This window comes from Kosakonia sp. CCTCC M2018092, from assembly GCF_003864115.1.
Lineage (GTDB): Bacteria > Pseudomonadota > Gammaproteobacteria > Enterobacterales > Enterobacteriaceae > Kosakonia > Kosakonia cowanii.
In genome coordinates this window covers 2304653-2317801 of the sequence record NZ_CP034225.1, presented here as the reverse complement: position 1 = coordinate 2317801, position 13149 = coordinate 2304653, and the positions used below count along the sequence as shown (strand labels likewise).

The following is a 13149-nucleotide window of genomic DNA, read 5'->3' as shown; positions in this document are numbered from 1 at the left end:
ATCACCACTCAACCCGGCGGCCAGGACATCTTCATGCGTCATCACCCTGTTACATCATCACGAATTGCCTCTGTCGGGTATGACCCGCAAAGCCTCACGCTGGAGATCCGCTTTCACGATAAGCGCACCTTTCAATATCACGAGGTGCCCGAGCGCATTTTTACCCTTTTTCTTACCGTCGTGTCGAAAGGCCGCTTTTATGATGGCGTGGTGAAAGGCAAATATAAGGAAAAGCGCATCGCCTGAGCTGCCCTTGCCAGGTGATAAATACCTGCCTTAGGCGTAAATCATTGGTACAATCCCGCCCTAATCGCGTATCTCTGCCCGTGGTTTATGGACCGCTGGCGCAAAAAAACCGAATTGAGCCTTTTTCATGTCGCAAAATCAAGAAATTAGCAAAAAAGAACAGTACAACCTCAACAAGTTGCAGAAGCGTCTGCGCCGCAACGTTGGCGAGGCGATTGCCGACTTCAACATGATTGAAGAAGGCGACCGGATTATGGTTTGTCTCTCCGGCGGCAAAGATAGCTACACCATGCTGGAGATCTTGCGCAACCTGCAGCAGAGCGCGCCGGTCAACTTCTCGCTGATTGCGGTCAACCTCGATCAGAAACAGCCCGGTTTCCCGGAGCATATTCTGCCTGAGTACCTTGAAGCGCAGGGCGTCGAGTACAAAATCGTCGAAGAGAACACCTACGGCATCGTGAAAGAGAAGATCCCGGAAGGCAAAACCACCTGCTCGCTCTGCTCACGCCTGCGCCGCGGCATTCTCTACCGCACCGCCACCGAACTGGGCGCGACGAAAATTGCTCTCGGCCACCACCGCGACGATATTCTGCAAACGCTGTTCCTCAATATGTTCTACGGCGGCAAGATGAAAGGCATGCCGCCGAAGCTGATGAGCGATGACGGCAAACACATTGTTATCCGCCCGCTGGCGTACTGCCGCGAGAAAGATATTGAGCGCTTCTCCGAAGCCAAAGGCTTCCCGATTATTCCGTGCAACCTCTGCGGCTCGCAGCCGAACCTGCAGCGCCAGGTAATCGCCGATATGCTGCGCGACTGGGATAAACGCTACCCGGGCCGTATCGAAACCATGTTCAGCGCGATGCAGAATGTGGTGCCGTCGCACCTGAGCGATATCAACCTGTTTGATTTCAAAGGGATCAAACATGGTTCGGAAGTGGTCAACGGCGGCGATCTGGCATTCGATCGCGAAGAGATCCCGATGCAGCCAGTTGGCTGGCAGCCGGAAGAGGATGATGCCCAGCTTGATGAGCTACGGCTGAATGTGATTGAAGTGAAGTAAAAAAAAGCCTCTCAGGTCACTTACTGAGAGGCTTTTTTAATGGCGCTGGCGTTATTTCAGCAAGCGCACGCGGCAGGCTTTGCCTTTAATCTTACCGTTTTGCAGCTGCTTCCACGCCTGGCGCGCCACGCTCTGTCGTACTGCGACATAGACATGCGCCGGATGGACGGTGATCTTGCCGATATCGGCCCCGTCCAGCCCCATCTCACCCGTTAACGCACCCAGCACATCGCCCGGACGCATTTTGGCTTTCTTACCGCCATCAATGCAGAGCGTCGTCATCTCTGCCGCCAGCGGCGCGATGGCGACATTGGCTGGCGCAGTCAGCCAGTTCAGCTTCAGGTGCAGCATTTCAGAGAGAATATTTGCCCGCTGCGCCTCTTCCGGTGCGCAGAGGCTGATTGCCAGCCCCTGATTCCCGGCGCGCGCGGTGCGCCCGATACGGTGAACGTGCACTTCCGGATCCCATGCCAGCTCGTAGTTCACAACCAGCTCAAGAGATTTGATATCCAGACCGCGCGCGGCGACATCGGTTGCCACCAGTACACGGGCGCTGCCGTTAGCAAAACGCACCAGCGTCTGGTCGCGGTCGCGCTGCTCCAGATCGCCATGCAGTGCCAGCGCCTCCTGCCCTGCGGCGTTCAGGGCATCGCACACTTCCTGGCAATCTTTTTTAGTATTGCAGAAGACCACGCAGGAGGCCGGGCGGTGAACGCTCAGCAGTTTTTGCAACAGCGGGATTTTGCCGTGACGGGAGACTTCAAAAAATTGCTGCTCGATAGCCGGTAGATCGTCGACGGTATCGATCTCCACCGTTTCCGGGTTGCGCTGTACGCGCCCGCTGATCGCGGCAATCGCTTCAGGCCAGGTGGCGGAGAAGAGTAAGGTCTGGCGCTGCGCCGGGGCGAAGCGGATCACCTCATCAATGGCGTCGCTAAAGCCCATATCCAGCATGCGATCGGCTTCATCCATCACCAGCGTTTGCAGGTTCTCCAGCGAGACCGTGCTTTTTTGCAGATGGTCCAGCAGGCGGCCCGGCGTGGCGACAATGATATGCGGCGCATGCTGCAACGAATCGCGCTGCGCGCCAAACGGCTGGCCGCCGCAAATCGTCAAAATTTTGGTGTTCGGCATGGATCGAGCCAGACGGCGCAGCTCGCTGGCAACCTGATCCGCCAGCTCGCGCGTCGGGCATAAAATCAGCGACTGGGTCTGAAAACGGCTGCTATCGATGTGCTGCAATACACCAAGACCAAATGCCGCTGTTTTACCGCTGCCGGTTTTTGCCTGCACGCGGACATCTTTTCCGGCCAGAATCAGGGGGAGCGCAGCAGCCTGCACGGGCGTCATGGTGAGGTAGCCCAGTTCGTTAAGGTTATCGATCTGGGCGGCGGGCAGCATGTTCATTGTTGAAAAAGCGGTCAAAATAGAGTCTCGCGATAAAAGGCTTCGGTTCAGCAGGCGCGTATCCTCTCAGATCTGCCCCCTTAACGCGACATTTTAATCGGCTCTTCATCCGGCGGCGGATCCGGCAACGGCTGCGGTTTTGGGATTGGGTCAGGGATCGGCACCGGGTCGTTCGGCACGGGATCGGGTGGCAGTGAATAGAGCGCGTTACGTAACGTCAGAGTAGCCATGGTGATCTCCACTTCAGCATTGTCGTTACTTTAAAGGTAGAAGCTCATGGCGCAGAGGCAAAAAAAAAGCCGACTGATTAAGTCGGCATCGTACGAATCAATTGTGCTATGCAGTAATTCAAAAAAAGGAAGTAAGACAATATGGAGCGCAACGCCCATCGCTTGACGTTGCATTCACCTGCGACGTGAATATTGCCCTGAATAGCGGCGGCGTTTATTGACCTCGCTCAACTTAAGTGGCTTTTTAATGTTCAATTAATGTTAAAAAAGTTAAATTTTACAGCCATTTACTGCGATGCAGCCACCAGGTCACACCGCCGATCAGCAGCGCTAAGGCGGCGCAGAAGATGGCAAAACCTAAGTGCCAGCCGCCGCCGGGGATGCCGCCAAGGTTGACGCCAAACAGCCCGGTTAAAAAGGTGCTGGGCAGAAAAACCATCGCCATCAGCGACATGGTGTAGGAGCGTCGCGCCAGCGACTCCTGCATCACCTGGGTGATCTCGTCGGTCATCACGGCGGTGCGCGCAATGCAGGCATCAATCTCGTCCAGCCCGCGCCCGAGGCGATCGGCGATATCCTGCATGCGGCGGCGCTGATCGTCACTCATCCACGGCAAACGTTCGCTGGACAGCCGCGCAAAGACATCGCGCTGCGGTGCCATATAACGACGCATCACGATTAACTGCTTGCGCAGCAGTGCCAGAATGCCGCGTGGCGGAACCTGCTGATCGAGCAGGTCATCCTCGAGATCGATAATCCGGTCATGGAGTGATTCAATAAACTCGCTGGCGTGATCGGTGAGCGAATCGCAGACATCCACCAGCCAGCCGCCGCAATCCGTTGGCCCGCTGCCCTCTTCCAGCTCGCTGACCACATCATCCAGTGCCAGCACTTTTCGCTGGCGCGTCGAGACGATCATCCGCTCGTCCATATAAACGCGCACGGCGACCAGCTGATCGGGACGTTCATCGGTGCTGCCATTAATGCAGCGCAGCGTGATCAGTGTCCCTTCGCCCATGCGGCTTACTCTGGGGCGCAAACTCTCGCCCGCCAGCGCGTTACGCACGCTGTTCGGTAAGACGGGCGTCGTTTCCAGCCACTGCGCGCTCTCCTGGTTGGTGTAATTCAGGTGCACCCAGCAGGGTGTCTGGGCGGTGATCTCATCATCCGCTGCCAGCGATTTGACGCCGCCTTTGCCGTCCAACTGCCACGCGTAAACCGCGTCCGGCACCTGCAGGTCCGCTCCTTTAATGGCTTCCACTGCGCCTCCACATTCAGTCTTAGTTGATGACAGTCTAGCCATGCGCCAACGTTAAGCAATCATGGCGCTGAATTTGCTAACAAATTACGGTGAATTGCCATAAAAAAAGCCCGCAGTGCGGGCTTTTTATCCACTAAGAGGCTATCAAAACGAGTGCCAGTAATTCTCCTGGCCGCCGCCGACCGCTGCCGTAAGCGACACCTGCCGTTTTTCCGGTTGCGCAGCGCGTTGACGCGCAGGCGCGGGTTTATCATCAGCCAGGCTGAATTTACTGGTGCGTTGCTGTAACTCTTCAACGCGATGTTTCAGCAGATCCGACGAGCCGGCCAGTTCATCGACCACCGATACGTTGCTTTGGGTAACCTGCTCCAGCTCCGCCAGCGCAAGAGTGATTTGCGCAATGCCCTTCTCCTGTTGCAGCGTGGAGACAGCGATCTCATCCATCAGCTTACTGACAATGCTGGCGCCAGAGACAATCTCCTGCATGTTCTGCCCGGCTTCGTTCACCACCGTCGCGCCCTGAGTGACGTTATCGGTTGTGACCGCGATCAGCGATTTGATGTTTTTCGCCGCTTCGGCGCTGCGATGTGCAAGGCTGCGCACTTCACCCGCCACCACCGAGAAACCTTTGCCGTGATCGCCGGCGCGCGCCGCTTCCACTGCGGCATTAAGCGCCAGAATATTGGTCTGGAAGGCGATGCCATCAATAATGGAGATAATTTCGCGCATCTGCTCCGCGCAATCGGTAATGGATTGCATATTCTTCGCCACCTGCCCCATCAACTCCCCACCGCGTTCAGCGCAGGAAGAAGCATCATTAGCGCGGGTGCTGGCAAGCCGCGTGTTATCGGCATTGTTTTTGGTGCTGGAAGCCATCTCTTCCATGCTGGAAGCGGTCTGCACCAGGGCTGCGGATTGCTCTTCCGTTTTCACCGACAGATCGGCACTGCGGGAAGCGAGCTGTGCGGAAAGCCCAAGCGCATTATCGGAGGAGAGGCGTATCTCTTTGACCAGCACGGCGATACTTGCAGATAAACTATTGATACCGGGGATTAACCGGCCGGCACAGTTATTACCAAATTCCGGAATAACAATCGACAGATTACCTGCCGTTACCGCTTCAATACTTCTTTTCACCGTATTAATTGGCGTCACCAGATATTGCGTTAAATATATCCATATTAACGCCAGCGAAATAACGGATACGCTACTTACCGCAGCAATTAATGGGATATTTTTTGAGAGCACAATCACTATCGCATCAACGATAACAAAAGAGACCAGAAGGTAAAAAAATATAAAGGTACGGACACTAAGATTTCTTAACATAATGAGACTCGCCAGAACACCGGAGAACGGTAGCCTCGTTATAACACTCGCAATCCGCTTTGACACGGCTAATTTAGCGCAATGCGAGGTTTGCCTTAAAGTGTCTTAGATTTTACTTAAGTGATATTAAATAACCTAACAGAAGCCAGGCAAGTAGCACAAAAGACCATAAATGGCGCAAAAACAGATCGCGAGCATAACAATATATCATATAAAAAGAGTTTAATTAGCGAGATAATTTTGGCGCGCTACATATTTAATTTAGCCAGAATAAAGCCTGTTTAAATAACTAAAGATTTGGTTCTTAATGCCGATAATAATATGTTAAATCCAGCTGTTTATTTATTTAATAGCGAAATCAAACAGGCGCTGCTGCTTGTTTACAAGCCAGCATAACGCCTCTTTCGTTTTTAACGTGGTGCGACAATCAGTGGATGCCAAGCCGCCAGGCAAAGTCGATCTCCTCTTTCAGTTCGCTATGGGAGAGCGTAAGCAGATCTTCAAACTCAAGTTTCAGCAGATTCAGTCTTTTCAAGTATTCAGCCGGGGTGAGCGCGCTTTTGTCGCGACGCAGGTATTCGATGGCCAGTTCGGTAGGGTTGAGTGGGTTCGACATAACATCCTCTTGGTTGGTTAAAACATCAGCACTATAGCACAAACGGCTGCCTGTTTTTTGACCAAAGTCGGAAAAATCTGCCGGAAACGCCCGTTATACGCGGCCTGCGGGAAAAATGTAAAAAGGAGTTGCATGTTCAAATGATAAAGATTATCTTTCTCATTACTGAATAGTTGAGTAACCCACTCAACTATTCAGTACGACATTGCTCACATTGCTTCCAGTATTTTTTGCCCGCTCTCTGTAGCGGGCTTTTTTTTGCCCTTTGCTCATCTGCGGCTGCGTCTCCTTTTTTCCTCCATTGTGCCTCCACAATGCCTAACTAAAATTTTCGGCATACCTGCCTAGACAGGAAACATTCAGTAATCAACGACTTTCCCCCTTACCTCCCGTGATGTAAGGGGGATTTTTTTATCAGTGCTTAATGATGTTATACGGGACCATTTTTATGATGTGAGATGAAGTAAGCTAAAAGCAGGTTCAAAGCAATGCATTAGCGCAAGACGAATCGACACCTTTAGAGGTTTTGAGTTGTTTTGCGCTAATTTTTTGCCCCATCCATGCCCCATCCTTCACATCACCGGATTATCATCGAATTCCGCGGGGCGAATTACGTTCGTAACCACTCCAGGTAGTTCAACCTCATCAAAAGCGTCGCTGCCAACAGCTTCACCATCATCTCATATCAGTGCTCTACCCATGAACCGAGAAAACCGTGTTCGCCCGCCCGACAAAATGAGCAGAACCTGATTCTGTACCAGTCGTACCAATAAGGATTTAGCTATCATTTTCTCGCATAAAGTCACCTAAAATGCATTGTTTCTCGACCTTGCGCTTTAATTCATGCAAAATTCCATTACCAACCACCGTTAAGTTAACATTACGTTATGAAAAGCAGAGATATCCATATAGATTTTTTAAAAGCGCTTGCGACTTTACTTGTCATTATTGGGCACTCCGTACAATTTGCCGATAAAAACTTCGATAATAATTGGATCTTTAAAATCATTTACTCTTTCCACATGCCGCTTTTTATGTGTATTTCTGGCTATTTATACAGCAAAAAGGAAAGCTCGGTTAAATCTATATTAAATAAAGCAAAGGTACTTCTCGTCCCGTTCTATGCATGGGGGATAATATCTCTGTTATACTATTCATGGGATGGGGTGACACTCGCTGCCGTTGTTAATACAATTCGACAAATAACATTTGACCCAGGGCAGGGTTTGTGGTTTCTTTGGGCGTTGTTCATATGTTTTTTAATATTCTATATCCTGCCAGAGAAGGGTAAAGAATTCTATGCCTTCGCATTTATTATAATATTAAACCAACTGCAGAGTACGATACCTTCTATGGCGTACTTTGGCATGAACCTTGTTTCATGGCAATTCCCGTTCTTCCTAATCGGACTCATTATAAAGAAATACAACTTAATAAATATATTTAGAAATAAGATAATTTTTTGCATGGCTCTACTGACCTATATCTTGGCTGCCTCTCAATGGCACAGACTATCTATCACCGAGTTATTCGGAAGCCCTTTAGATATAGAGAGACAATATGATACTCTTAACATCATCAGATACACTGCTGCAATCAGTGCCTTCATTGTGTTATTCGGCCTAAAGATTAACATTCGGAAAGCACTAATAGTGGATGCCATTGTGTTTTTATCAAAAAACTCATTGTCATACTACGCAATGCAAGTACTAATATTGTCTGTACTGATAGGTAAATTGCATGAATACTTTTCAAATAATTATGCAATTGAGGCAATAGCCGTATCTATTGCTCTATTTATTATCACCATTAGCATTTATTTTATTAACCGCTTACCAGCCGTAAGAATAGTGCTATTTGGTCGTTAAATATATATTATTCCTTTCAAAGTAAATTAATCAAGGGGTCTCCCAATGACCCTTTGATTTTATTAACTAAAATTACAATGTAACTGCCCCGTCGCCGGGGCTTTTTTCTAACTTTCCGGCTGCGCGGGCCACTCGATATCCGGCGCGGTAGATACATCGACTGCCTTAACCGCTCTGATGTACTTCATCCACTTCGTGAGGGTTTCCCTGTCATCATCCTCAAGAATGCCCAGCGCCAGCTCAGTTTTCCAGTCTGACGTTATCTGGTCAGCATCTGCAAGCAGAAACCGCCTTTTGCGCTCAGCTTCACTAATGAGCTCCTCTTTCGTTTTGGTGGCTCTGGCGGAGCGGTGAAGGTTTTCCCGTCATACAGCCAGCCTATATTGATGACCTCGGGCGCGAGTACAGCCTCGCCTGTCTCCGGCTGCCATTTCGTTTCGCCATCCCACACAACGGTGTTGATCACCACGCCATTCTCAACCACAGCATAAGCAGTCATTACGCATACTCCCAAATAATCACGCACCCATTCGTCCCCGCATTCCCGCTCTTTGCAGCTGAAGACACATCAATCGCAACGCCATCACCGCCCATGCCGTAAGAGCCCAGCTCCGGAACTATGAAGTTTGCAAAGTTAGAAGCCATGCCGACCGCAACGACTGTTGGCCACGGAGAAAAAGGCCCTTTATTGGAAAAGATGATACCGCTTCCTGAAGGGCTGCCTGATGGCTGTGCTGCGCCGGCATTGAAAGGTGGTGCATTCGCGATGCCAACCGTTGACCCGTTCCCGCCCGGACATGTCAGCAATGAACCAAATGTTGTTGCACCACCATTACCACCGTTTCCGCCACCTGAACCACCATTCACAATGCCACCCGTACCGATTGTTACCGCTACAGATGAGAATCCGCTGGTATAACGGGCTTTTGCATATGCGCCATTTGAACCGGCAGCGCTTACCGCATTCTGGTTAGAAGCCGTTGCAGTGAGGTTACCGCTCGCGCCGCCACCACCGATAGCCTCAACGATGATCGACTTTGTTCCCGCCGATGGCGTGTAAGTACCGGAAGCCGTCATTTTGACAATGTTCAGCAGACGTCCGGAAATGACATCCAGCCCCAGGTACTTTGCCATTTCAGTAGCATCATTCTTCGCGACAAAATCCCGTCCCGCCTGAGTTGTGTTTGACGAGTTGAGGCAGTAATTCCAGCCTGAGAAAGTGTTTGCGCTGTAGGATGCCGTGGCTATTTTGCCTGTGCGGCTCACGGCAATGTATGTGCAGGCGTCGCTGACATGTTTCGCCGAGTAGACATCAAACCACTCCCCACCGAACGCGGGTTCATTTGTGTAAGTCCCCGGGAACTGACAACTGTAAACAATACCTGGCGTGTTGAGGATGTGAGCAGGAATATTGAATCCCTTGGGAATGGCAATCGCCGGGACCAGACCAAGATACGCGAGGAATCCCTATCATGTTACCGATCGAAGTGCCCTTCAGCGCCGACAGAGCACCTGAAGATTTGAGTATCGACACGTTGACCGGCTGCGGTGTTTTCGCGCCCGTGTTGGTCACTGCGGAAGTCGACACGCCCGTTTTCATGTTGTCTTTGTCTGCCACTTTTACCGCCTGGGTGCTGGTGATAATCACCTCCCTTAGCGTCAGGGTGGCATTAAGAACATTTTCACTGAAACGATCGGTAGAAACTTCGAGATTCTGCAGCAGCATGTTCTTGTACAGCCGCTTACCGGTTATCACATCGAAAGACACTCGCTCAGACTGAAGGGTGAGTAATTTTTCATACGTTTCACGCGGACTCATACCCAGCAAAGAGGTACCCGTCAGGTTGCTTGCAAAATCCAGCAGCGCCCCGCCTCCTGCGAACCCCACCTGCATGACGACCTCAGACGGACGCCTGTAAGCATGGTCTGCCACTGCCGCACCCATTTCTACAGGATGTTCTGTTATCTCCAGCCTGTCGCTGTGCTTTTCGGAGATGACAATGCTGGGGACGAGAATGTCAATTTTGCGTGACTGGAGATGAAAAAGTGTCGAAAGGATATCCATTAGTGGGGTACCACCTTACTGTTTCCGATATTGATGGCTTTCTCGCTGACAGATCGGCCGACTTCCTGGCCGATCTCGCTGGCGTTGCCACCATAGATGTTGTAGGTGTTCTGCTGGTTCACTGTTGTGCTGTTTTCAGGCATGTTGTTCAGCACGCGGGGAACGTAGTTTCGTGTCTCCTGGGGCATCAGCTGCATCCCGTACTTCTGCACATTGCCCAGCCCCCAGTTGTAAGAGGCGAGCGCCTTATTCAGATCACCGTCGTTAGCTTTCAACAACTGACTGAGGTATCTGGCTGCGGCCTGGGCGGACTTCATCGGGTCAAACACGTCCCCACCGAGCAGCCCCATATCTCTGGCTGTTCCCGGCATAAACTGGAACATACCCTGCGCCCCGGCTCCTGACTGCGCGTACTGATTACCCCCTGACTCGGCTATAGCCACACTGCGCAGCAGCCCTTCAGGCAGGCGGTAAAGCTGTTCAAGTTGCTGGAAGGCTGGCTGCATCCATCCCAGCAACGTAGCACCCGACGCAGTCGGCTGCGGAGGCTTAACCTGTGCGCCGCCCATCCATTGAGGAAGATATCCGGCCATCGCTTCGCCGGCTTTGTTGAATATCCCCGAAGCAACAGCACTGATACCCTTCGTCACCGGACTTTCGGAAAGGATAATGGCCGCTTCTTTCATTGAGTCCCAGGCACCAGAGAAATCACCCTGAACCAGTTTTTTCAGCACATCCACCAGCGCGCCAACATACCGGATGGTGTTCCTGATACTTTCGATGATCTGGTCGAACAGCCACTTGCCGGAAAATCCGGAGGTGTCGATATTGATGAATTCGAGAAAGGATTTCACAGCGTCGGCAATTGCACCACCAAGATCCTTGATTTTGTCGTACAGGCCGCCGAAGTCCCGCCCAAGGCTCTTAATGCCTTTCATGGCATGCTCTATGCCGGGCTGCCACTTACTCCAGTCAATCAGGGACTGACCGCCTTCCTTCCAGGTAATGTAATCCTCAACCAGCATTGCAAGCGCAGCTGCCAGCGCAATGATGCGTCCAATCGGTGATTTCAGGAAAGCGCTGTTCAACAGCCGCCACGCCACAATCAGCCCGCCGACTGAAGCGATGACCGTCTGCGTTGACCTGTCGAGCGAGTTCCACCAGTCAATAATTGCATCTGCAGCCTGCACCAGCCTGAACACCGTGTGGCCCACGACATCAGCCAGCCACAGAATCCCTTTCAGCACAACAGTGATTGCCCTGTCGATTTTCGGGAAGTTATCGAGGATGAGCTTTCTGAAATTATCAATCGACCCCGCCAGGCCATCAGTCAGGCTTGTGCCGATTTTGTCGCGCGCCATGCCTGCCATCTGACCAAACGCCGCCAGCGCCGTCATAAAGCGATTGGAGCTCACAGCAGCGGTATCGGCGTTGTAGCCGATCGTTTTTGCCATCTGAGAATACTGGGCACTGAATTCACCCACACCGCGGCGCATTGCCATCAGGGTGTTTTCATCAATGCCCAGCATCTGCGCATACTGGTTGGCGCGATAGTACGGCATGCTGCTGAGACGCTGCCCCACGCCCGTAAAGACGGACGCCATATCACGCATGTTGCCGCTGGCATCCCGCGTCTGCACACCCAGGCGGTTGAGGAACCCTTCCGCGCCGGGATTGTTACGCACAAAATGGGCCAGACCTTCCAGCGATGAGCGGGCACCGTCAACGGTCCCGCCCAGCTGAGAGACGGCATAGCCTATCTGCTGGATGCCCGCGACTGTTGCGCCGGTACGCTGGGACATCCAGTAAAGGTTGTCCAGACCCTGTGCTATTTTCGTGGTGAACGCCACAACGGAAAGCGCCGCCTCAACAGCCACACCCAGCTTTAATGCCTGCGCTGTGGCACCGGCAATCGTGGCCTCAAATTTCTTTGACCCGGCATCATCCACCTGAAAGCTGAGGCTGATCAGAAAGTCTTTTATGGTTTCAGCGTTCATTGATTGTCCTGCTCCCAGCGGCGAATACGAGCATTGTTATCTGCCTTCAGGTCAAGCCAGTCGTTCATGATGGCGATATCTGCGAGGTCAACAGTGCCATCCTTAAGCGCCACAAAGCTGATATACCCGGCGTCAACCGGGCGCATCAGGAAGTCTTCACCGTCAGGAAGCGTGTCGAGCGTCAGCCCACTGGCTGCTGGCCCTCCGTCACGCTGGCGGGGGACGCGGGCAAAAAATTTCCCAGACTGTCGCCAATCACCCTGCCCACAATCTGCAGCATCGACATCAGGTCGATATCGTCAAAAGCCAGTACACCATCCCGGAATACCGGTACCCAGGTGTCTTTGCCATGGCGGCGGGATACGACAGCCAGGTACGGGAAGATGATCGCATTAGTATCTTCTTCACTCAGTTCCGCCACAGCACTGGCGATCTTCGGCAACACCGTTTCAACAGTGCTGTAGACGTTACCGCCCTGTGAGGATTCGCGAAGCGCCTGAAAATCTCCCAGCATGCCCGCCAGAACCGGCAGTACCTTTCGGGAAACTTTCAGCTGATCAAACACGCTCAGCTTCGCGGCGCTGTAGCGGATGCCCTTGATTTCAAATTCCATGGATTAGAACTCCCCTAACATTTCGTCGATTTTGCCTGCATCAAACACCCAGGCGACCGTGCCGGCTACTTTCGGGTTGTTCCAGTCCGGCTGTTTCTGGAAAGCGCAGGCGCGGGCGGTGACAATATCCCCGGATGCCTTGTTGCGCATGACGATGACGTTATTCCCCCACAGCGCAGAAGACAGTGACTGCGCGTTGTACATCAGGGAAAGTTTTTTATTCACCGGGGAGGTTTTCAGCAGGTTGACGGTGATCGTCCCGCTTTTACCGGCGTGCAGGCTGTGCATCACCTCACCGTCAGCCCCCACCGTCATGGTGTTTTTGGCTTCGGTCATGGTCACCACGATGCCCTCATCGGAGTTAGCCGAGCCGTAGCCGAGATCAATAACACCGGTCGGCCCCGTCAGGGAGGCCGAAATATCTATAAAACTGTATGCACCACTCATTGGTTAT

General features: G+C 52.2%; 15 protein-coding genes and 1 pseudogene. 3 read left to right on the top strand and 13 right to left on the bottom strand.

Translation table 11 applies throughout. From position 1 onward, the window contains the following. Positions 1 to 33: 33 nt before the first annotated feature. Together EH164_RS11130 and ttcA are read left to right on the top strand one after the other, a co-directional pair. Entirely contained in the window at positions 34 to 246 is a 213-nt protein-coding gene (locus tag EH164_RS11130) for a KTSC domain-containing protein (RefSeq protein ID WP_124968260.1), read from the top strand. Positions 247 to 373: 127 nt separating this feature from the next. Beyond that, positions 374 to 1309, top strand: coding sequence for a tRNA 2-thiocytidine(32) synthetase TtcA (ttcA, locus tag EH164_RS11125; RefSeq protein ID WP_124968259.1), 936 nt, complete (start codon positions 374 to 376; stop codon positions 1307 to 1309). A gap of 51 nt (positions 1310 to 1360) precedes the next feature. Here the strand turns inward: ttcA and dbpA are convergent, their stop codons facing one another. The 5 genes from dbpA to EH164_RS11105 form a co-directional block, all read right to left on the bottom strand. Then, positions 1361 to 2734, bottom strand: a complete 1374-nt coding sequence (gene dbpA, locus EH164_RS11120; RefSeq protein ID WP_124968258.1) for an ATP-dependent RNA helicase DbpA — start codon at positions 2732 to 2734, stop codon at positions 1361 to 1363. A 62-nt stretch (positions 2735 to 2796) separates the two neighbouring features. Beyond that, entirely contained in the window at positions 2797 to 2946 is a 150-nt protein-coding gene (locus EH164_RS22585) for a hypothetical protein (RefSeq protein WP_023478653.1), read from the bottom strand. Between the two features lie 277 nt (positions 2947 to 3223). Next, complete coding sequence (gene zntB / locus EH164_RS11115; RefSeq protein WP_124968257.1) at positions 3224 to 4207, bottom strand: zinc transporter ZntB; 984 nt, start codon at positions 4205 to 4207, stop codon at positions 3224 to 3226. 144 nt (positions 4208 to 4351) lie between these two features. Continuing rightward, complete coding sequence (locus EH164_RS11110) at positions 4352 to 5536, bottom strand: methyl-accepting chemotaxis protein (RefSeq protein WP_124968256.1); 1185 nt, start codon at positions 5534 to 5536, stop codon at positions 4352 to 4354. Between the two features lie 427 nt (positions 5537 to 5963). Next, the gene (locus EH164_RS11105; protein WP_023478583.1) at positions 5964 to 6152 is read right to left on the bottom strand and encodes a YdiH family protein; all 189 of its coding nucleotides are present in this window, start codon (positions 6150 to 6152) and stop codon (positions 5964 to 5966) included. An 887-nt stretch (positions 6153 to 7039) separates the two neighbouring features. Here EH164_RS11105 and EH164_RS11100 point away from each other — a divergent pair. After that, complete coding sequence (locus tag EH164_RS11100) at positions 7040 to 8020, top strand: acyltransferase family protein (RefSeq protein ID WP_124968255.1); 981 nt, start codon at positions 7040 to 7042, stop codon at positions 8018 to 8020. A 107-nt stretch (positions 8021 to 8127) separates the two neighbouring features. On the opposite strand, the gene EH164_RS11095 is transcribed toward EH164_RS11100, so the two are convergent. From EH164_RS11095 to EH164_RS11060, 8 genes and pseudogenes are all read right to left on the bottom strand, one after another. Beyond that, the gene (locus EH164_RS11095) at positions 8128 to 8304 is read right to left on the bottom strand and encodes a tail fiber assembly protein (RefSeq protein WP_241175047.1); all 177 of its coding nucleotides are present in this window, start codon (positions 8302 to 8304) and stop codon (positions 8128 to 8130) included. Continuing rightward, the gene (locus EH164_RS11090) at positions 8280 to 8519 is read right to left on the bottom strand and encodes a hypothetical protein (protein ID WP_124968254.1); all 240 of its coding nucleotides are present in this window, start codon (positions 8517 to 8519) and stop codon (positions 8280 to 8282) included. The genes EH164_RS11095 and EH164_RS11090 overlap by 25 nt, the downstream gene beginning before the upstream one ends. Beyond that, entirely contained in the window at positions 8519 to 9154 is a 636-nt protein-coding gene (locus EH164_RS11085) for a hypothetical protein (RefSeq protein ID WP_124968253.1), read from the bottom strand. Before EH164_RS11085 ends, EH164_RS11090 begins: the two co-directional genes overlap by 1 nt. Positions 9155 to 9509: 355 nt before the next feature. Further along, positions 9510 to 10085, bottom strand: a pseudogene (locus EH164_RS11080) (phage baseplate protein); the annotation flags it as partial. After that, a complete protein-coding gene (locus tag EH164_RS11075) occupies positions 10085 to 12082 on the bottom strand; it encodes a lytic transglycosylase domain-containing protein (RefSeq protein ID WP_124968252.1) in 1998 nt (665 codons plus the stop codon). The gene EH164_RS11075 and the pseudogene EH164_RS11080, both read right to left, overlap by 1 nt. Then, entirely contained in the window at positions 12079 to 12228 is a 150-nt protein-coding gene (locus EH164_RS11070) for an NTP pyrophosphohydrolase (RefSeq protein ID WP_124968251.1), read from the bottom strand. The genes EH164_RS11075 and EH164_RS11070 overlap by 4 nt, the downstream gene beginning before the upstream one ends. A 35-nt stretch (positions 12229 to 12263) precedes the next feature. Beyond that, complete coding sequence (locus EH164_RS11065) at positions 12264 to 12695, bottom strand: phage tail assembly chaperone (RefSeq protein ID WP_124968250.1); 432 nt, start codon at positions 12693 to 12695, stop codon at positions 12264 to 12266. A gap of 3 nt (positions 12696 to 12698) precedes the next feature. After that, positions 12699 to 13142: a DUF3277 family protein gene (locus EH164_RS11060; protein ID WP_124968249.1), complete on the bottom strand. Its 444-nt coding sequence runs from the start codon at positions 13140 to 13142 to the stop codon at positions 12699 to 12701. Positions 13143 to 13149 lie beyond the last annotated feature (7 nt).